The organism is Streptomyces hebeiensis (assembly GCF_052983195.1).
This window is the reverse complement of the sequence record NZ_CM129812.1, coordinates 1-18,693: the sequence shown is the minus strand read 5'-3', so window position 1 is coordinate 18,693 and position 18,693 is coordinate 1. Positions and strand designations below refer to the sequence as shown.

15 protein-coding genes and 4 pseudogenes are annotated in these 18,693 nt (G+C 68.8%); 6 read left to right on the top strand and 13 right to left on the bottom strand.

All coding sequences use genetic code 11. From position 1 onward, the window contains the following. The first annotated feature begins 82 nt into the window (after positions 1-82). From ACU6P3_RS00095 to ACU6P3_RS00075, 5 genes and pseudogenes are all read left to right on the top strand, one after another. Entirely contained in the window at positions 83-1,423 is a 1,341-nt protein-coding gene (locus tag ACU6P3_RS00095; RefSeq protein WP_447195321.1) for an MFS transporter, read from the top strand. Continuing rightward, positions 1,420-2,427, top strand: a complete 1,008-nt coding sequence (locus tag ACU6P3_RS00090; protein WP_447195320.1) for a dihydroxyacetone kinase subunit DhaK — start codon at positions 1,420-1,422, stop codon at positions 2,425-2,427. Before ACU6P3_RS00095 ends, ACU6P3_RS00090 begins: the two co-directional genes overlap by 4 nt. Beyond that, complete coding sequence (locus ACU6P3_RS00085; protein WP_447195319.1) at positions 2,424-3,092, top strand: DAK2 domain-containing protein; 669 nt, start codon at positions 2,424-2,426, stop codon at positions 3,090-3,092. The genes ACU6P3_RS00090 and ACU6P3_RS00085 overlap by 4 nt, the downstream gene beginning before the upstream one ends. Before the next feature lie 151 nt (positions 3,093-3,243). Next, positions 3,244-3,809 (top strand): annotated as a pseudogene (locus ACU6P3_RS00080) (transposase); the annotation flags it as partial. An 82-nt stretch (positions 3,810-3,891) separates the two neighbouring features. Beyond that, entirely contained in the window at positions 3,892-5,391 is a 1,500-nt protein-coding gene (locus tag ACU6P3_RS00075) for an ISL3 family transposase (protein WP_447195318.1), read from the top strand. Here the strand turns inward: ACU6P3_RS00075 and ACU6P3_RS00070 are convergent. From ACU6P3_RS00070 to ACU6P3_RS00025, 10 genes and pseudogenes are all read right to left on the bottom strand, one after another. Next, positions 5,369-6,606, bottom strand: a protein-coding gene (locus ACU6P3_RS00070; RefSeq protein WP_447195309.1) for an IS3 family transposase whose coding sequence is annotated in 2 segments (ribosomal slippage) — positions 5,369-6,274 and positions 6,277-6,606 — 1,236 coding nt in all. Because the reading frame shifts where the segments join, the coding sequence is not laid out codon by codon here. The two genes, ACU6P3_RS00075 and ACU6P3_RS00070, sit on opposite strands and share 23 nt — an antisense overlap. Positions 6,607-6,840: 234 nt before the next feature. Then, positions 6,841-7,140, bottom strand: a pseudogene (locus tag ACU6P3_RS00065) (helix-turn-helix domain-containing protein); the annotation flags it as partial. A 313-nt stretch (positions 7,141-7,453) separates the two neighbouring features. After that, a complete protein-coding gene (locus ACU6P3_RS00060; RefSeq protein ID WP_447198153.1) occupies positions 7,454-8,698 on the bottom strand; it encodes an IS110 family RNA-guided transposase in 1,245 nt (414 codons plus the stop codon). A gap of 392 nt (positions 8,699-9,090) precedes the next feature. After that, complete coding sequence (locus tag ACU6P3_RS00055) at positions 9,091-9,252, bottom strand: hypothetical protein (protein WP_447195310.1); 162 nt, start codon at positions 9,250-9,252, stop codon at positions 9,091-9,093. 304 nt (positions 9,253-9,556) lie between these two features. Beyond that, positions 9,557-9,796: a hypothetical protein gene (locus tag ACU6P3_RS00050; protein ID WP_447195311.1), complete on the bottom strand. Its 240-nt coding sequence runs from the start codon at positions 9,794-9,796 to the stop codon at positions 9,557-9,559. Further along, the gene (locus ACU6P3_RS00045) at positions 9,793-10,641 is read right to left on the bottom strand and encodes a hypothetical protein (protein WP_447195312.1); all 849 of its coding nucleotides are present in this window, start codon (positions 10,639-10,641) and stop codon (positions 9,793-9,795) included. Before ACU6P3_RS00045 ends, ACU6P3_RS00050 begins: the two co-directional genes overlap by 4 nt. 36 nt (positions 10,642-10,677) lie before the next feature. Further along, positions 10,678-11,604 (bottom strand): annotated as a pseudogene (locus ACU6P3_RS00040) (IS3 family transposase); the annotation flags it as partial. Positions 11,605-11,648: 44 nt separating this feature from the next. Beyond that, on the bottom strand, positions 11,649-12,662 hold the full coding sequence (locus ACU6P3_RS00035) for a transposase (protein WP_447198155.1): 1,014 nt from the start codon (positions 12,660-12,662) through the stop codon (positions 11,649-11,651). Between the two features lie 25 nt (positions 12,663-12,687). Then, positions 12,688-13,496 (bottom strand): IS5 family transposase gene (locus tag ACU6P3_RS00030; RefSeq protein ID WP_447195313.1). Its coding sequence is split into 2 segments (ribosomal slippage): positions 12,688-13,157 and positions 13,157-13,496, totalling 810 coding nucleotides; the frame shifts between segments, so codons are not numbered across the junction. Between the two features lie 338 nt (positions 13,497-13,834). Beyond that, positions 13,835-14,122, bottom strand: a pseudogene (locus ACU6P3_RS00025) (transposase); the annotation flags it as partial. Between ACU6P3_RS00025 and ACU6P3_RS00020 the strand changes: the two are divergent. Continuing rightward, the gene (locus ACU6P3_RS00020; RefSeq protein WP_447195314.1) at positions 14,121-14,927 is read left to right on the top strand and encodes a hypothetical protein; all 807 of its coding nucleotides are present in this window, start codon (positions 14,121-14,123) and stop codon (positions 14,925-14,927) included. The pseudogene ACU6P3_RS00025 and the gene ACU6P3_RS00020 sit on opposite strands and share 2 nt — an antisense overlap. Before the next feature lie 101 nt (positions 14,928-15,028). On the opposite strand, the gene ACU6P3_RS00015 is transcribed toward ACU6P3_RS00020, so the two are convergent. From ACU6P3_RS00015 to ACU6P3_RS00005, 3 genes are all read right to left on the bottom strand, one after another. Then, positions 15,029-17,692: a helicase associated domain-containing protein gene (locus ACU6P3_RS00015; RefSeq protein WP_447195315.1), complete on the bottom strand. Its 2,664-nt coding sequence runs from the start codon at positions 17,690-17,692 to the stop codon at positions 15,029-15,031. A gap of 20 nt (positions 17,693-17,712) precedes the next feature. Continuing rightward, positions 17,713-18,024, bottom strand: coding sequence for a hypothetical protein (locus ACU6P3_RS00010; RefSeq protein WP_447195316.1), 312 nt, complete (start codon positions 18,022-18,024; stop codon positions 17,713-17,715). Positions 18,025-18,124: 100 nt separating this feature from the next. Then, positions 18,125-18,316 carry a hypothetical protein gene (locus ACU6P3_RS00005; RefSeq protein ID WP_447195317.1) on the bottom strand — a complete coding sequence of 64 codons (192 nt, stop codon included), beginning with the start codon at positions 18,314-18,316 and terminating at the stop codon, positions 18,125-18,127. Between the last annotated feature and the right edge of the window lie 377 nt (positions 18,317-18,693).

Here is an 18,693-nt window from a genome sequence, read left to right as displayed (position 1 = left end):
ACAACGGACACGGTCGGCATCCGTGCAACATGCAGGACAGCACCGACCGTGTCGCCCGAGCCGCCATCGCAATGGAGCGAGCATGCCCGAACCGGCCGCCACCCCAGACGCCCGGGCGTCGTTGCGGAAAGTCGTCACCGCCAGCGCCCTGGGCACCACCGTCGAGTACTACGACTTCACCCTCTACGCGACCACCGCGGCGCTGGTCTTCGACAAGATCTTCTTTCCCGACGCCTCGCCCCTGGTGGGCACCCTCGCCGCGTTCGCCACGTACTTCGTCGGCTACGCGGCCCGCCCCCTCGGCGGAATCCTCTTCGGCCACTTCGGCGACCGCCTCGGACGCAAGAACGTCCTGATCATCACCATGCTGATGATGGGCCTGGGCACCTTCGCGATCGGCCTGCTGCCCTCCTACGACAGCATCGGCGTCGCCGCCCCGCTCCTCCTCGTCGCCATCCGGCTGCTCCAGGGGATCGGCATGGGCGGTGAGTACGGCGGCGGAGTGCTCATGGCCCTCGAATACAGCCCGCCGTCCCGGCAGGGCTTCTTCACCTCCCTGGTGCACATCGGCACTCCGGCCGGCGTCCTCGTCCCGGTGGGCCTGGTCTCCGTCCTGGACACCGTTCTGCCCGCCGGATCGTACGACTCCTGGGCCTGGCGCCTGCCCTTCCTGGCCAGCATCCTCCTGGTCGGTGTGGGTCTCTGGATGCGGCTGAACGTCACGGAGAGCCCCGAATTCGTCAAGATGCGCGAGGACCGCGAGGTCCAGAGGCTACCCGTCCGCGAAGTGCTGACCCGCCGGCCCACGACGGTCCTGTTCTCCGTCCTCGCCAAGATCGCGGAAAGCGGCCTGTTCAACATCTACTACGTGGTGGCGATCACCTACGTCACCACCGAACTCGACCTGCCCAAGGGCCCCGTGCTCCTCGCCGTCCTGATCGCCTGCGCCGTCGAGTGCTGCACCCTGCCGTACTTCGGCGCGCTCTCGGACCGCGTCGGCCGCCGCAAGGTCTACATCGCCGGCGCCCTCTTCCAGGCGGTCCTCGCGGTGCCGTTCTTCCTGCTGCTCCAGACCGGCCAGTTCTGGGCCTACATCCTGGGCATGACGCTCGGCCTCGGCATCGGGCACGGTGCGATGTACGGCGCGCAGGGAGCCCTGTTCTCCAACCTCTACCCGGTCAACGTCCGGTACACCGGCCTCTCCGTCACCCAGCAGATCGGCGCCACCCTCGGCGGCGGCCTGTCCCCGCTCATCGGAACCGCCCTGCTGTCGGTCGCCGGCGGCCACTGGGCCTGGCTGATCGTCTACTGCGTGGGCGTCGCCCTCGTCTCCGCCCTGGCCACCACCCGGCTGCGGGCGGGCGAGGCCCACCCACCCGGCAGCCCGGCCCCGCACCCGACCGAAAGGACCCCGGTTTCGTGAACAGCCTGTTCCTGCCCGACCGGAACCCCGTGGAGCAGGCCCTGCGCGGCCTCACCCTGACCCACCCCGGCCTCCTCCGCCTCAACGAGGACCCGCTGTACGTCGCCGCCCGCGACCGCCACCCCGACCGGCGCGTGGGCATCGTCTCCGGCGGCGGGTCCGGCCACGAGCCCCTGCACACCGGATTCGTCGGACGCGGCATGCTGGACGCCGCCGTCCCGGGCCGCGTCTTCGCCTCGCCCCACAACCGCCAGGTCCACGAGGCATCCAGGGACGTCGCGGGAGACGACGGCGTCCTGCACGTGGTGAAGAACTACACCGGCGACCGCATCAACTTCGGCATCGCAGCCGAACGCCTGCGCGCCGACGGCATCCCCGTCCGCCGCGTCCTCGTAGACGACGACCTCGCCACCGAGAGCACCGAGACCGCCACGGGCCGACGTGGCACCGCTGCCACCGTGATCGTGGAGAAACTGCTCGGCGGCGCCGCCGACTCCGGACTGGGTCTCGATGAACTCGCCGCGCTGGGCACCGATTTCGCGGCGGCCTCGCGCAGCGTCGCCGTGGCCGCACGCGCCCAGACCTCCCCGTCCCGCGGCGGCGAGGCGTTCGAGCTGCCTCACGGAACACTCGAATACGGCGTCGGCATCCACGGCGAGCGCGCCGCCTCGGCCCTGGCGCATCCCGGCTTCGACACACTCGTCGACCGCATGACCCGGCAGATCCTCGACGCGCTGCCCGCGACCACGGGCACCGTCGTCCTGCTGGTCAACGGGCTCGGCGCCACCACACTGCTGGAACTGCACGCCGTCCACGCCCGGGTGTCGGACCTTCTTCAGAGGCGAGGCCTGGACGTGGCCGGCAGGCTCGTCGGGACCTTCGTCCCGGCCCTGGACATGAGCGGCTTCTCCCTCACCGTCACCGCCCTGCGCGACGACTGGGCCGCCTTCTGGCAGGCCCCGGCCCGCACACCCGCCTTCCCCGTACTGGAGCCCAGCCGTTGACCACCGACCAGCGACTCGTCCTGCGCACCTACGCGCAGGCCGCACGCACCGCACACGACACGCTCACCGCCCTCGACCAGATCTCCGGCGACGGCGACTTCGGCGACAACCTGCGCGAAGGACTCGACCTCGTCGCGTCCGCACTGGACACCCGCCCCGCCGAACCACCCTTCGCCGTGGCCGCCGAGGTCTTCCTCGACGAGGTCGGCGGCACCAGCGGCCCCCTGCTGGGGCTCCTGTTCCAGGAGATCGCACGGGCCCTCGCCGCCCACGACGACGACCACGAGGCCTGGCGCGCCGGTGTCCGCGAAGGGCTCGCCGCCATCCAACGGGTGGGGGAGGCCGAACCCGGAGACCGCACGATGGTGGACGCCCTGGTCCCCGCCCGGGACACCCTGGACGCCGGCGCGGACCTGCGGGACGTCGCCCTCGCCGCCCTGAACGCCGCCCGGGCCACCGCCTCCTTCCGCGCCCGCCGTGGCCGCGCCTCCTACGTCGGCCGGCGCGCCCTCGGCTCACCGGACCCCGGGGCGATGGGCGTCGCGCTGCTGTTCTGGTCCTTGGCGCGCGCGCGGGACCGCTCGCCGATCGAGCTCGGGGAGCTTCTCGCGTCCGTGAACCCCTCGGAGCGCGAGTCCGGAGGGGACTCACCCGTACCGGACTGACGCCGTCCGTCGGGGAGTGTCATGAATCAGGTGTGAGCCTCCACGAAGGAGTCACCTGATGAGTACGACGATGGATCACCGGATCGAGACCTCCGGCAGCGTGTCGCTTGCCGTGGCTGACAGCAGTGTTCAGGGTGCCGACGTGAAGTCGATGCCGGTGTCGCCGAACGGTCTGTCCAGCGAGCTGCTGGAGGAGCTGGCCGCGCTCGCGGCCGAGAAGGTCCGCGGGGAAGGGCTGCGGCTGATGGGCGAGGGCGGGCTGCTGCCCGAGCTGGCCCAGCACCTGATGCAGGCCGCCCTGGAAGCCGAGATGGACGAGCACCTGGCCGCCGAGGCCGGCCGGAGCGGTGGGCGCGGGTCCCGTTCAGGCGGCAACATGCGCAACGGCTATCGGGCCAAGAAGGTCATGACGGAGGTCGGCGCCGTGACGGTGCAGATCCCCAGAGACAGGCTGGGCACCTTCCGGCCCCGGATGCTGCCCGTGTACGCCCGCCGCACCGGCGCGCTGGACGATCTGGTGATTCGCTGACCGCCAAGGGCCTGACCTCCGGCGAGATCGTCTCCCACCTCGCCCAGACCTACGGGATGACGACCACGAAGGAGACCATCTCCACGATCACCGACAAGGCCCTGGAATCGATGGCGGAATGGCGCACCCGCCCGCTCGATCCGGTCTACCCGGTCGTCTTCATCGACGCCGTCCACGTCAAGATCAGGGTTCTGTCGACGATCTTGTGATCCGGACGGCTGAGTACGTTGCTCCGCCTGTTCGCGATCATGCAACGCGTGCTCACGTGATGTGCTCCTGGAGCTGTTTCCGTACCTGTCCGCGTTGCTGATAGAGGAGGTGGAGAGGCGACCGGATCGGGTGGTGTTCAGGGCGCGGGTGCGGGCGGCGACGGCGGTCTGCGGGTGCGGTGAGAGCTCGGCGCGGGTGCACGGCCGGTACATACGCAGCCTGCGTGACGCCGCGGCGGGCGGTCTCGGTGTCGTGATCGAGTTATGCGTGCGCCGTTTCCGCTGCGAGAACCCCGTCTGCTCGGCGGTGACGTTCGCCGAGCAGATCGCGGGACTGACCACCCCGCACAGTCGCTACACGCCGTTGATGCGTGGGATGTTGGCGCAGATCGGCCTGGCCCTGGCGGGCCGGGCGGGAGCCCGCCTGGCGGCTGCCATGGGCATCACGGTGGGCAGGGACACACTCCTGCGCCTGGTCAGAGCCGTGCCTGATCCGGACGTCGGTGAGGTGGAGGTCCTGGGCGTCGATGACTTCGCTTTTCGCAAGGGCCGGCATTACGGCACGGTACTGATCGACATGGCTACCCACCGGCCGATTCACCTCTACGACGGTCGTGAGGGCGAGGACCTGGCCGCCTGGCTCCGCGGCCATCCCGAGGTGAAGGTGATCTGCCGGGACCGCTCCAGCGGTTACGGAGAGGGGGCGCGGGTCGGAGCACCACAGGCTCAGCAGGTCGCCGACCGGTATCACTTGTGGGCCAACCTCGGCCAGGCGGTCGAGAAGACGGTCAACGCCCACCGTTCCCACCTGGCCGAACCGCTTGCCGCAGCGGAAGACGGCGCCGGCCACCTTGACGCGGCGCCCGAGGTGGTGCAGCCGTCAAAGGAGCTGAAGATCGTGACCCGGCTGCGGGAGCAGCACGCCGCCGCCCACGAGCTGTGGGCGCAGGGGATGTCGAAGGCGGCGATCGGGCGGAAGCTCGGACTGCACCAAGCCACCGTCCGCAAGCTGGTCAACGCCCGCTCCGCCGATGATGTCGTCGCCAAGAGCCTGCAGCGGGCGCACATCGTCGACCCGTACGTCGGCTACCTGCACCAGCGTTGGAACGAAGGCATAAGAAATGCCGCACAGCTCCACCGGGAGATCCAGCAACTCGGCTATCCAGGAGGAGAGTTGGCTGTCCAGCGTCACCTGCGGCGCTATCGCACCGGGCGCGGACACGCACCCGCTGGCGGCCCCAAGCCTCCCTCTGTCCGTGAGGTCACCTCATGGATCATGACCCATCCCGAACACCTCCGCGACGGCGATGCCGACAAGCTGCACCGTCTGCGTGAGCGCGACCCTGAGCTGGACCGGCTCACCGGCCACGTCAGGAAGTTCGCCGTCATGATGACCGCACGCCACGGCGACCGGCTCAAGGAGTGGATCGTCGGCGTCGAGCACGACACCCTGGCTCCGCTTGCGGGCTTCGCCCGCAACCTCCGCCGTGACTTCGACGCGGGCCTTGTCCCGGAGGAGTGGACACCTGTTCGTGTTGTTATGCGGCGAGTGTCAGGGTAGCTGACCGTTGCTCGTAGGCGATCGGTGCCTGCTGTCCGTTCGCTGAGTGTCGTCGGCGGGTGTTGTAGCGGGTGGTCCAGCGGAAGACGGCCAGGCGGCAGGCGCGGGCCCCGTCGAAGCGGCGGGCGCCGCGGAGCGTCTCGCGTTTGAGGGCCGCGTTGAAGCTCTCGGCGAGCGCATTGTCCGCGCTCGTGCCGACCGCACCCATGGACTGTCGCACCCCCAACTCAGCGCATACATCGCCGAATTGGCGGGAGGTGTATTGCACTCCGTGATCGCTGTGGAAGACGGCTCCGGCCAGGCTGCCGCGGGTCGCGGCGGCTGCCTGGAGCGCGTCGGCGACCAGCGAGGTGCGCATGTGGTCGGCGATCGACCAGCCCACCAGGCGGCGCGAGAAGCAGTCGATCACCGTCGCCAGATACAGGAACTGGCCGTCGCCCACCGGCAAGTACGTGATGTCGCCGACGTACTTGGTGTTCGGGGCGGTGGCGGTGAAGTCGCGCCGGAAGAGGTCCGGCACCGGCGTCGCGGACGGTTCGGGCACGGTGGTGACCTGGCGCTTGCGCAGCCGCAGCCCGGCGATGCCGTACTTGCGCATGACCCGTCCGACACGCTTGTGGTTCACGTGCTCGCCCTGGTCGCGCAGCTCGGCGGTGATCCGCGGGCGACCGTAGGTGCCGTCCCATTCGGCGTGCACGGCCCTGATCCGCTCGGCGAGCGCGGCGTCCGCCCGCTCGCGCGCGGCGCGGGCCTGACGGCCGGCCCGCCATTTGTAGAAGCTGGAGCGGGCGACCTCCAGCACGTGACACAACCGCTTCACGCCCCAGGCGCGGTGGTGGTCCTCGACGAACTGGAAGCGGTTGGTCACCAGGTCATCTCTTGTGCGAAAAACTTCGTGGCCTTGCGTAGGATGTCACGCTCGGTGGCCAGTTTCTGGTTCTCCTTGCGCACCGTCGCCAGCTCACGGCGCAGGGCCTCGTTCTCGGCCTGAAGCTCTTCGGCCGTCGGCGGGGAATCCACCGTGTTCTTCTCCGTGCTCGTACTCGTCGTGCTGCCCCCGCCGTGTCGGGCCCGTTCGGTCCGTACCCAGTTGCGCAGCGTCTCCCGGCTGATCCCCAGGTCCTTGCCGACGCCCTCGAAGGTGTGGCCCGGGTCCGACAGGTACAGCGCGACGGCGTCCGCCTTGAACTCGGGCGAGTAGACCTTCATCACCATAAAAGATGCCTCCTACCCGGCCCCTACCGGGGCCGGGCTCAGAGGTGTCCACCACTCGGGGACAGGTCCCGTCGCGGTCATGAACCGGGAGAAGCCCAGCGTCATCACCAGCACCGGCAGGATTCTCTCCTGTCCGGCGCCGACCTGGACCTTCGTCTCGGGGAACCACAGATCGCACTGGGCGACCTCGCCGGGCTCGTAGGTCAGGTCGACCGGATCGATGCCCACATACTCCGGCCGGATCCTGGCCAGCCGCTTCTTCAGCGGTGTCATCGAGTACGGCCAGCCGATCCGCTCGGCGATCACCGGCCCCGGCATTCGGGGCCACTCGTTCAGCAAGGCCCGAATCTGCGGCTCGAAAACATCGGCCACCGACGCCCGCGGGGCCCGTTCGTACTTCGGGGGCCGGTCCGAGGCCAACGCGGCCCGCACCGTGTTCCGGGCCACCCCCAACCGCCGTGCGATCTCCTTGATCGGCACACCCTCCGCTCGGTGCAGCCGACGTATCTCTGCCCAGTCCTCCACTTTCAGCACCCTCCAAGGATCAGGAGGGGTCAATTTTCAGGAGTCGCTCAGGGGTCAGTTTTCACGAGTCGCCAACAGACCGGAGCGTCGGTGCTGAACACCTTGAACGGACGGTGCGTCGTGCAACACCGGTCGTGGTTGACGTGCTCAAACGCTTCCCGACGGCGCCGGCTGACGGCGGACGGGTTGGCGAGTTGATCCGCATGTTGGACGCTGAACTTCGCTTACTCACCCTCACTGAGTAACTCTGAGCGCCCAGGTGGCGCAGCCTCAACGAGGGCCGCCAAGCGCTCACTGACTGAGCTTCTGCCCATCTCCTGAATTACGCGGAAGCTGGGAGAAGTGGTGCGAAAGCTCGTTGTTCGTCGAAGTGTTGCCGGGTCTGGAGGCAGTGGTGGAGCTGGCCGAGGAAGCGGTTGAGCAGGTGACGCTGGGCGGCGTTGTGCCAGTCTCCGTGCTCGCGTCGGCGGCGGTAGTGGGCGTTGGCTCCGGGTGAGGCCTGGAGGGCTGAGAAGGCCCAGAGGAAGCCGGCGTGCATGAGCCGGTTGTTCTTGACGAAGCGGCGGCCGACGAAGCGTTTCTTGCCGGAAGCGCGGGTGATCGGGGCGGAACCGGCGTAGGACTTGAGCGCTCTCGCGTCGGCGAAGCGGCTCCGGTCGTCGCCGATCTCGGCGAGGACGCGGGCCGCGAGCAGGGGGCCGAGGCCAGGGAAGCTGAGCAGGATCTCGCTGTCGGCGTGCTGCTTGAAGGCAGCCTCGGCAGCTGCGGCCAGGTCGTCCGCGGCCTGGCAGGTGGCATCCAGCTGCTTGAGGAGGGCCAGAAGTTGCTTGCCGAACGCGTCCTCGACGGCCGGGAGCTGGCGGGCGTACTCGGAGCGGAAGATGTCCCGCAGGCGAGCGGCCTCGGTGTCGAAGGCACGGATGCGGCCACTGCGCTTGAGGGCGGCGCGCAGCTGGGCGAGGGTGAGTTTCGCCGCCCTGGCCGGGGTCGGGGCGAGTGCGAGGACCATCCGGGCGTCTGCCCTGGTCAGGCCGCCCTCTTTGCCCTGGAAGGCGTGCAGGGCGGCGGGGTAGTACTCGCGCAGCAGCGAGCGGACCTGGTTGGCGACCTGTTGGCGGCTCCAGACGGCGTCCTGCTGTGCGCGGGCCAGCACGGTGATGGCCTGGGCGAGTTCGCTGTCGGCGGGCAGGGGGCGGTGGGCGTGCATGTCGGTGCGCAGGATGTTCGCCAGGACCAGGGCATCACCGGGGTCGGACTTCTTGCGGCTGACGCCGTGGCGGTCGCGGTAGCGGGAGGCAGCGAGCGGGTTGATCGCGAAGACCTTGCGGCTGCCGGTGCGCGGGGTGGCCACGAGCATGCCCTGGCTGGTTTCGATGGCCACCGGTATGGGAGAGTCCGGGCTGTCGCCGTGTTCGGCCAGGAGGTCCAGGAGCTTGCTGTAGCCGGCCGCGTCATCGCTGATGCGGGCCTTGGCGAGCAGTGTGCCGGTGTCGTCAACGAGGGCGAAGTCGTGGTGGAGCTCTGCCCAGTCGATGCCGCAGAACACAGTCAAGCTGTCCTCCCAGATGCAGTCCAGATGCAGTCCAGATGCAGTCATTTATGCAGGTCACGAGCACATGCGGGTCACGCGGCGCCCTAATCCCAGGACTCGTCGGTCCGCCATCTCAGTAGCCGTTCGCGACACCAGCGCACCCCAGGGGCTCGATCTGTTGCAGAGCTCACGGCTCGCGGATGGAACAAGAGGTCGACCCTGGGGTGGGCTCGCGCCGTGACGATCAACGTCCGGCCGGCCGCCGCGAGTTTCGCGGCGACCACGGAGACGCCTGGCTGTGCCGCTAGCCCGGGTGGTGGCCTCGTTCTGCTGGGCCTGGAGCATCGGCCGCCGAAAGGGGATCAAGGAAAGGGGCGGTAGGCCGTAGCCGTACCGCCCCGAGCTATACCGCCTCCTCCGCGAAAGGGTCATCCCGTGTCGGTGCGAGCGATGCTCGCCTGGTCCACCGCGGACAGCGGCCCCAGCCAGTCCCGTCCCACCCGCTCGCCCAGCCGGCGGCAGAACGCCGCGTCGGCGGTCAGCGGCCGCGGCCGCCCGGCGCCGCTGTCCCTCCACACCAGCTCGGCCATGGCCGGGTCCAGCAACGCGTCGGTCCCTCCCGGCCAGCGCCCGCAGCCGGGAGGCCACCAGCGCCGCCCCGGGCCCCCGAGTCAGAGCGCCGCCCGGGAACAAGCAGCGTGGCCGCGCCTCGCCGAAGTCGAGGCGCCCGCCGCCGAGGCGGCGGGCACGAAGGCTCAGCACAAGCAGGAGCCGGCCGAGCACAACGTGGCCCAAGCCCAGCGCCGAGAGCGCCAGGCCCAGGGTGTGCCAGGCGCGGGGGTGGGCGCACGCACCTTGGCCTGGGGTGGACTTCGTTGCCGTGCGGCAGCGTGGTCAGCCGGCGCGGCGGCGCAGGGCACGGAGCCCGACGTCGTACGCCATCGTGCCGAGGGCGAGGACCACGAGCGGCCACACGAGCGGGGATGCTGCCGGGATGGCGCCGTGGACCAGGGCCGCGCCGACGCTGCCGGTGCCGAGTACCGCGGTGCAGGCCGGAATGCCCGGCAGGGCGATCCGCAACACCACCTCCCGGCGCCTGGCCGGGCGGGCTGCGACAGGGGCCGGGGCGCTCATCGGCCGCTCACCGTGGCCGCCTCGGCCCCGGTCGAGCTGCCGGTGATGCGCCCAGCGAGCCCCTTCACCTTCCGGCGGACCTTCTCACCCTGCCTCTCCGGATCCGCAGCACCTGCGGCCATGGCCGCTTCGGCCCAGGTGGTGACCCCACGGGCGCCGAGAGCGAGAGTCACCGCTCGCTCGGCCGGGGAGAGGGCCTTCAGGATCTCGGTCAGGCGCGAGTCCTCGAAGCCGGCCTCGAAGCCGGGGTCGACGGCGGCCTGTCCGCAGACCAGGTCGTACAGGGTCAGCCCGTCGCCGAGCGGGGTGTCGAGCAGCAGCAGCCGCGACTGGTTGACCTTGCGGCGCCAGACCGGGGTGAGTTGCCGGTGGATGACACTGGCCTCTGACCTCAGCTTGTCCAAGGCCTCAGGGGTCAGGTGACCTTGGTCGTAGAGAGGGTCCGCCCAGTCGCCGAGCAGGGCGGTGGAGACCGGCTCGTTCCATCCGCTCCACCTTCCCAGCACCTCCGATGTGAAGGAGTGAATCGTGGGCCCGTCGCCGACGAGTGCCGCCTCGCGGGCGCTCAGCGCCTGGATCACCTCGGGGACCGGAATGTTCAGAGCCCGGAACCCGGACTCCGGAAGGTCGAACGTGCCGTCCATGTCGAGGGCGATGCTCCCGTCCCCCCGGAGAGTCACGGTATCGCCGGCGCTCCCGCTCCATTGGGCCGGGAACAAGGCCATGACCGCCACGCCGGTATCGGACTCGTAGTTGAACTGGCTGATCCGCTCCGCCAGATCGTTCTGGACGGAGCAGTCATCCTCGACCATGGTGTAACTGGGCGTCGGGTCCTCGGTGGCCATGGGTGCCTCTGAACCGTTCCGGGTTCGGTAGAGACTTCAGATTATGGTTGTGACCTGGGGTTTCAGGGTTTCGCGGTAGTAGTTGGCCTCGTATTCGGCGGGTGGGATGTGCCCGATTTCACCATGAAGTCGGCGGTGGCAGTACCAGTCGATCCACTCGGCGGTGGCGAGTTCGACCTGGGAAAGGGTTCGCCAGGGCCGTCCGGGCTTGATCAGTTCGGTCTTGAACAAGCCGATCGTGGACTCCATGAGGGCGTTGTCGTAGGCGTCGCCGACCGAGCCGATCGAGGCCGCTATGCCGACGGCGTCCAGGTGCTCGGCAAGCCGGAAACTCGTATATTGCGACCCGGCATCGGAGTGATGTATCAACTCACCTGCCTGGTACGGCTGTTCGTCGCGGTCGCGTTGCCACAGAGCCATGTCCAGGGCGTCCAGAACGAGCCTGGTCTCCTTCGACAAGGCAGCAGACCAGCCGACGATCCTGCGGGAGAAGGTGTCCACGACGAAAGCGACGTAGACCACTCCCGACCACGTGCTGATGTGGGTGAAGTCCGCGACCCAGCACCGGTTGGGGGCCGGCGCGACGAAGTTGCGGTCCACCAGGTCAGGCGCCCGCTCGACGGAGCCGTCCGGGATCGTGGTGATGATCTTCTTCCCGCGGACGGCACCGGTGATGCCGAGCTCGCGCATGAGGCGTTCGACCGTGCACCGGGCCACGATGTGGCCCTGACGGTGCAGCTCACGCCAGACCTTCCTGGCCCCGTAGACACGGTAGTTGGCCTCGAAGATCTGCTGGATGAGCGACTTCAGCTCGGCGTCGCGGACAGTGCGGGCAGACGGGGCCCGGAGTCGCTTGCGGTGGGCGTAGTAGGTGGAGGGGGCGATCTTGCAGTCGTGGTCGGTGAGGACCCGGCAGATCGGCTCGACCCCGCCGAAGCGGTCCTTGTGCTCGTCGATGAACGCTACGAGCGCGTGTGTGGCCGGTCGAGTTCGGCGATGCTTCTATGTCAAGCAGCCTGCGGAAGATCCGTTATGGGTCCGTGGGAGGCGCGTGCCGCCTCGTCGGCCAGCAGGGCCCGAAAGACCCGGTCGGAGATGCGGCGCCGCAGCAGGCGAAGGGCTTCCTTGACAGTGGTGCCTGCGGCGAGTTGCTTGGCGTAGTAGTCGGCGCCGGGCCCGCCGCGGCGGACTTGGGTGACCGCGGCCATGTGCAGGGCGTTGTTGATGGCGCGGTTGCCGCCCCGATTGAGCCGGACACGTACGGTGTTGGAGGACCAGACAGGGATCGGCGCGGTGCCGTTGAACCGGGCGAAGGCGTCCTTGGACTTGAAGCGGGTGGCGCCGGCCGTCTCTCCGAGGATCATCGCCGCAGACAAGACCCCGCAGCCGGGCACCTCCAGCAGGCTGGGAGCGAGTTCGCGGACCAAATGGCGCAGCTGCGCCTCCATCGCGTTGATGCGTATGGACAGACGCCGGCAGTCCTGAACCAGATCCAACGCGATCTCCGGCACGACTCCGCTGCGGGCCGCGAGGTCCGCTTCCAAGGCGTCAAGGACGCACAGCCGCCGCAGGCCGCGCGAGGGGACAGCCAGCTCGGGGTCGATCTCGTGCAGGAACCAGCGCAGCTTGTTGGCGATGGCAGTGCGCTGGCGGACCAGGGTGCGACGGTGGTCGGAACGCAGCTTCACCTCGCGGGTCGGGCCGTCCAGCTCGGCCCTGGGCAGGTCGGGCTCTCGCAGGGCGACGCGCGCGACCGCTTCCGCGTCGATCGGATCCGACTTGCCGCGCTCGCGGGCCGAACGACGCGCGCCGGCCATCAGTCGGGTGTGCACGCGCACCACCGCGTGGCCCGCCAGCAGCAGGTCGGCCTCGAAGCGCCGGGTCAGATGCCGGCAGTCCTCGATGGCGAGCATCACTTGTTCGAACTGCCGCAGCCAGACGCAGACCTGCCGGTGCCCCTTGGCAGTCGCGTCCACGGTCAACTGCGTCAGGCGCTTTCCGACCTGGTCGACTGCGACCAGGGTGTGGGTCTTCTTACTGATCGTTTCAGAATGAGGTTCGGAGTCGTCTCAAGCAGATGATGCTGCAGGCGAGTTGGAGCAGTCCGAGGTGAAGGTCGGCTCGTATCTCGTAGCGGATCCGGAGGCGCTTGAACTGGTGGAGCCAGGCGAAGGTTCGCTCGACGACCCACCTGGTCCTGCCCAGGCCGGATCCGTGGGCGGTGCCCTTGCGGGCGATCTTCGGCGTGATGCCGCGAGCGCGGAGGAGCCGCCGGTACTTGTCGTAGTCGTAGCCGCGGTCGGCGAACAGCCGCCGTGGTCGGTGACGTGGCCTGCCCGCCAGGCCGCGGATGCGGGGTATCGCGTCCAGCAGGGGCATGAGCTGGGTGACGTCGTGACGGTTTCCGCTGGTCAACGACACCGCTAGGGGTGTTCCGTGTCGGTCCGTGATCACATGGTGCTTGCTGCCCCGGCGGCCGCGGTCGACCGGTGAAGGTCCGGTGTGAGCCCCCCTTTCAGGGCCCGGACGTGCGAGCCGTCGACCGCGGCGTCCTCCATGTCCAACAGTCCGGCCTTGCGGAGTTCCGCGAGGAGGATCTCGTGCAGGCGGGGCCAGACGCCGGCCTCGGTCCAGTCCCGCAGCCGCCGCCAGCACGTCACCCCGCTGCAGCCGATCGTCTCGGTCGGCACGTCCGCCCAGGTCACTCCCGTGCGCAGCACGTAGACGATCCCCCGCAGAGCCGCACGGTCATCCGCCGGCAGTCGGCCTGGATACCGCCGACGCCGCGGCGGGCGAGGCGGGAGCAGCGGAGCGACACGATCCCACAGGTCATCAGGCACAAGATCATCCGACACACTCAGAACTCTGCCGTCCACCAGCCCAACTGCCAAGCCTGTGAGCCAAACTCATTCTGAAACGATCAGTTATGCGAATCGATACCGACAACGATCACAGAGGGCCTCCGGCGGGAGTCGGACGAGGTGTCGTCGCTCTCCGCGGGGGCACGCCTCAATCGGGCGAGCAGCACGCTTCTATCAGGCCACATCGCGAAGAACGAGGACGCCGACGGGGCGGCACATCGCCGACAAGCCCGCAACGGACGGGGCAGCAAAGAAAAGAGCCAGTCCCGTCGGCGTCCGTCAGTGTCGCACCGTCACTGGTTCGACGTCTCCAACGATGGCATTGACGCGAAGAAAGACGCCGCAGCCTTCAAGATGTCGTTCGCCCGCTTCAGCTCGGCGATCTCCTTCTTCATCGCCTTGATCTGAGCGGACTCCTCCGTGGACGCCCCCGGCCGCTGCCCGGAATCGACCTCGTCGCGCCTGACCCAGTTCCGCAGGGTCTCGGCCGAACCGATGCCCAGCTTCTGGGCGACCGCTCGCAGCGCGGCCGACTCGTTCGGATAGTCACCACGGACCTCGGCGACCATACGGACCGCTCGTTTGCGCAGCTCAACGGGATAGGAGGAAGGACGTGCCATGACTCGATTTTTTCACGGAATCGAGTCTCTACCGAACCCGGAACGGTTCACCCGTCTCCGCAACGACCTCGGAGCACAGCTAGACCGAGCCACGTCAGCCTTCGTCAGCGATCAGACCGACCGCATCCGCGCCACCGCCGCCGAACAAGCCCGGCTTGAAGAACGCTTGATCAGCCTAGAACAAGCCCTGTCGTTGTACGAGCGTTCCCAGAAGCAGGCACGCCGCATCGCCGAGCTTGAGCAGGAACAAGAATCTCTCAACGCGAGCATCGACGCTTCCAGGCACAGCAACCCTGCCGTCCAAGAACGACTGCGGAAACTCGACGAAGCCTTCGAGACGATCCTCCGCGCCTTCGACACTCCACGATTCGAAGAACCGGCAGGCACGTACATCAGTCGCAAGACGTACCTGCCCATCGTCGACGGCCGGTCCTTCTCAGACCTCGGCTCTCAGGGAGTGGAAGTCCTCGTCAACGTGGCGCACGTCCTCGCACACCAACTTGTTGCCCTGCGGGACAACAGCATTCCGCTCCCGAACATCCTGATCATCGACGGCCTCAGCAACAACGTCGGCCACGAAGGCATCGATCTCGAGCGGCTACGCAAGATGTACACCACCCTGCTCAGCGCTGCCCTCCAGCATATCGATGACCTGCAGATCATCGTGGCGGACAACGATCCCCCGCCCATCTCGGGAGTTCACCGCGCGCTAAAACTGTCGGACACCGATCGCCTCGTCCCAGAAGCGACCGCCGGGCAAGAGGCCCCGGACACAGAAACTGATCAGAGTGGCGACAGCAGCTGAGACACCAGTCGAATCTGCAACCCGCAGTCCCTGCAGGCGTTCCCTTGGGGACTGCGGGCTCGGCGCTGTCTGGTTAGCGCACCGATGGGTCGGTGCCAGAGTCATGCCCAAGCGATACCGAGCTCCCGTAGGGCAACGAGTTGCTCCTGAGTGAGCTTGTCCCGCCTCGACTTGGTGTTCGAGACCCACACGCCAAGCTTCACCGGCACCGGCTCGTCCTTGCCATCGACCTCGATCTCGACGACCGCGCCGCGCGGGACCGGCCGGTCCACGCCTTCCCGCTCGACCCACTGCGTGAGGGCCGCGAGTCCGCGCTGGAATGCCTGCTGCGCCTTGCTCGGCCCCTTCGCCGTGCGGCTCGCCGTCGGGGCGGGGGCCGGGGCCTGGTCGGGCTGTAGGCCTAGCTTCAACAGCCGCTGCTGCTGCTCCTCGGAGAGCTGTTTCCAGGTGCCTGGATTTTTCTGGCGCTCCAGCCATCGTCCGATGTCATCGCCGTCCATCAGTACGCCAGGGGCGATGTCGGGCAGTACTCCACCGTCCTCGTCGGCGGCGAGGTCGGCGAGCACCTTGTAGTGGCGTTGCCAGTCGAGCGGCCAGGGGCAGTTCCAGTCCGGGTCGATCTCCGCGAGCTGCGCGGCCCGGGTCTCCGCGCGCTGCAGGTCCTTGGCGAGGCCGTCCTTGCGGCGGAGGTTCGCCACGTGCTGTCCGATGGGCAGCATTGCCGCGCCTTCGCCCCAGACAGCGTCTTGTCGGGGTGCGAGGTGTCCGGTGGCTCGCCGGTAGGAGCGGAGTGCGGCGAGCTTGGCCTCCCACGCTTCATCGCCGGGTTCCCACACCATCCCGGCGTCCTCGAGGAGCTCTTTGCGGTGGGGGTCGAGTTCGCCGGCGCGCAGCGCCTTGCGCTGCTGGTGCACCCATCGGCCCAGGGGAAAGTCCTTCGTGACGCCGACCTCGGTCTCGACGTCGTAGGGGACGGCGTGCAGGCCGGTGATGCCGTTCTCGATGCGCCACCGGACCAGGGCCTGGTAGCCCTCGAGCCAGACCAGGGACTGGGGCCGGATGACGCGGCAGCGGGTCAGGGCGGCGATGTCGGCGGCGTCGCGGGGGGAGGCGAAGTTGACCACGACCGAGGTGACGCGGTCGACCTCCTGCTGCGCCTCGCGGGCCTCCTCGGACAGGTCCCCGTTTTCCGGGCCGGCCGCGGAGGCAGACCGGACGTAGATACGCCGCCGTTCGGTTGCGCGGGGCAGGGCGCGGGAGGCGAGCTGGTCGACCATGCGTTCCGAGTGTGAGCGCAGGGCTTGGAGGATGTCGACCAGGGGCTGGTAGCTGGCGGAGGCGACCATGTCCTTCGGGTCCTCCCCGGGCTGGAGGAAGACGGGGATGATGATCCGCGCGGTCTTGGTCGTGCCATCCGGGTTGGGGCGCAGTGCCCGTCCGATGTTCTGGACGATGTCGACCTGGGAGCTGCGCGAGCCGACGATGCACACAGCCTCGACCCCGCGCAGCCCGGTGATATCGACCCCGACCCCGAGAGCGCGTACCGAGGACAGGAACGCCCGGTGCACCCGCCGGTTCTGGGCGTCGATGCCGTTGGCGAACCGCTGGATCACCGCACGCCGATGCGCGATGGGATGGTCCCCGCACAGCCAGTCCGCCCACACCCGCTCCGCAGGCACGTGACGGCCCTCCTCCAGCTCGTACAGCTCAGCGTCGATCGACGACGCGGGCAGCTCCTCCGCACTGGCCAGCGCCGCCGCGGAGGCCTCAGCGGCATACAGCTCCGCGGCTGTGCGCGGCATCTGCTCGGCGAACGCGGCCGCCTCCTCGACCCGCTGGTGGAACACCATGGTGGTGTGCAGATTCTGCTGCGCCGCGTGCTCCAGCAGCGCCGCCTGGAGCAGGGCCATGCGCCGGCCACGCAGGGCGTCCTCGGACAGGCCCAGGATCGGGTCCGGGTTGCGGATCTCCAGCACGTCGATCTCGAACCCCGCGAGGATCGAGCGTTCCACCGCTTCCGCCAGACCGAGATCGAAAATTCGGGTGCCGTAGGTGCTGGAGTCGTCCTCCATCGACGCGACCACCACCTCCCGCCCGTCCCGGCCTCGCTGCGGCCGGGGCGCGGCGAGGATCCGAGGGGTCGCGGTCAGGTAGAGCCGGAAGTCGACAGGGATCCGGCTGTTGTCATGGATCGCCGCCCACGGCCGCCCCATATCCCCTGCGGTCATGTGCCCCTCGTCCAGAATGGCCAGGTCAAACGGAGCCATCCGCTGCCCGTACAGCCGCTCCCCGCCCGCCAGAGCCGACTCCAACGGCCCAGGAACAGTCCCACGGCCAGCGACGTCAGCGGGGTCCTCGCGGTCCACCAGGGAGGCGTACGTGGCGAACACGACCACCGGACCGCTCCCGGCCCACAGAGCGAGCTGGATCGGGTTGGTGGTGGTGCGCACTCCGAGCTGCTCCAGGACCTCGTCCTTGTCCACCGAGCAGACCGCGACCATCGGCGCACGGTGCCCGACCCGCCGCCAGGACTGGGCACTCTGCACGATCAGATCCAGGGTGGGCACCATGACGAGGATCCGGCCGTCCGGGAAGTACTCCAGAGCGCACGCAGCGGTGGTGATCGTCTTACCGGACCCGGTCGCGGACACCCCCATGGCACGTGCCCCCTCCGGAGGCATAAAGGATCTTGCAGGAAACCCTACCCAGTCACGAAAGCGCAATTTCTGGTCGACCTGGTGTTCCTTGAGCGAAAGCAAAAGCATTTCTAAGCCCTCCCCGGTTCCTATTCCTGTGGTCCTTCGATGGCCGCGTGCCGAATAGAGGCCGCACCCGAGCCGTTCCAGATCGACGCACCCGCCCTATGCCAGCCGGGCTTTCCGTCCTTGAAGGGCGGCTGGCCGTCCGGGCCGTAGTGCCCGACACCGAACGCGCAGAGGATGCAGTCCTCGTCGCTGTTCACCCTCCGCGCCGCACACAGACCGCCAGCCTCGCCCAGCACCTCCAGCACCCGGCGCCGCGCCATGGTGTGCAGCAGCACGGACTCCCGAACGAACCCCTCCAGCCGCACCAGGTCTGCCCCTTCACGCTGCCTCACGTCCGCGAAACGTACGGCCAGCTCAACCACCCGCCCGACCGGCCGCCGCGCCGTGGCCAGTCCCGGACCGCGATGCCCCCAGGGGCCTCACTCACCGCCATCACCCCTTCGTCCCAGCCGCCCGCGAACACAGCACACCTTGAGAAGCCGGCACCATGCCGTCCAGCTCCACCACGTCGCACTGCGCCCCGGCCACCAGGTCGCCCGCCTCGCTCGCGGGCAGGCCCTGCGTCTCCAGGAGCGCGAACGGTCTCAACCGGGCCTTCACACCCGCCGTCTGATACTGCGCCACCCAGAGCATTGAATCGCTGCTCAGGGCAGGATCTGGTCCGGTAGATTCGTGGTGACCAGCCATCTGGCCATCCTCTCGAAAGTTGGGAGAATCCCGAGTGACTGGCGGGGTGTCCCCAATTTCCGCCAACGATACATGCTGCATCTACTTGAGGCAGCCACCACACTAGAACCCGGCACGAACGAGCGACCCCCCGCTCCCCGTAGCCAGTCAGGCCCGCGTCAGCGGGCCTCGGGCCCTGGAGGCGCAGCCGGAAGGGCCCTTGAGGCGGGGGAGCGCAGCGGACCCGCCGGCCCAGGGCAGAGCGAAGCGAAGCCCAGGGCCGGCGGGGCAAAGCCCCGCAGCTCCGGAAGCGCAGCGGACGGAGCATCACCAAG

Coding starts and splice junctions, on each gene's coding strand:
- ACU6P3_RS00095 (WP_447195321.1), top strand. CDS start 83: ATGCCCGAACCGGCCGCCACCCCAGACGCCCGGGCGTCGTTGCGGAAA.
- ACU6P3_RS00055 (WP_447195310.1), bottom strand. CDS start 9,252: ATGGCCGAGCTGGTGTGGAGGGACAGCGGCGCCGGGCGGCCGCGGCCG.
- ACU6P3_RS00050 (WP_447195311.1), bottom strand. CDS start 9,796: ATGAGCGCCCCGGCCCCTGTCGCAGCCCGCCCGGCCAGGCGCCGGGAG.
- ACU6P3_RS00045 (WP_447195312.1), bottom strand. CDS start 10,641: ATGGCCACCGAGGACCCGACGCCCAGTTACACCATGGTCGAGGATGAC.
- ACU6P3_RS00020 (WP_447195314.1), top strand. CDS start 14,121: ATGACTCGATTTTTTCACGGAATCGAGTCTCTACCGAACCCGGAACGG.
- ACU6P3_RS00015 (WP_447195315.1), bottom strand. CDS start 17,692: ATGCTTTTGCTTTCGCTCAAGGAACACCAGGTCGACCAGAAATTGCGC.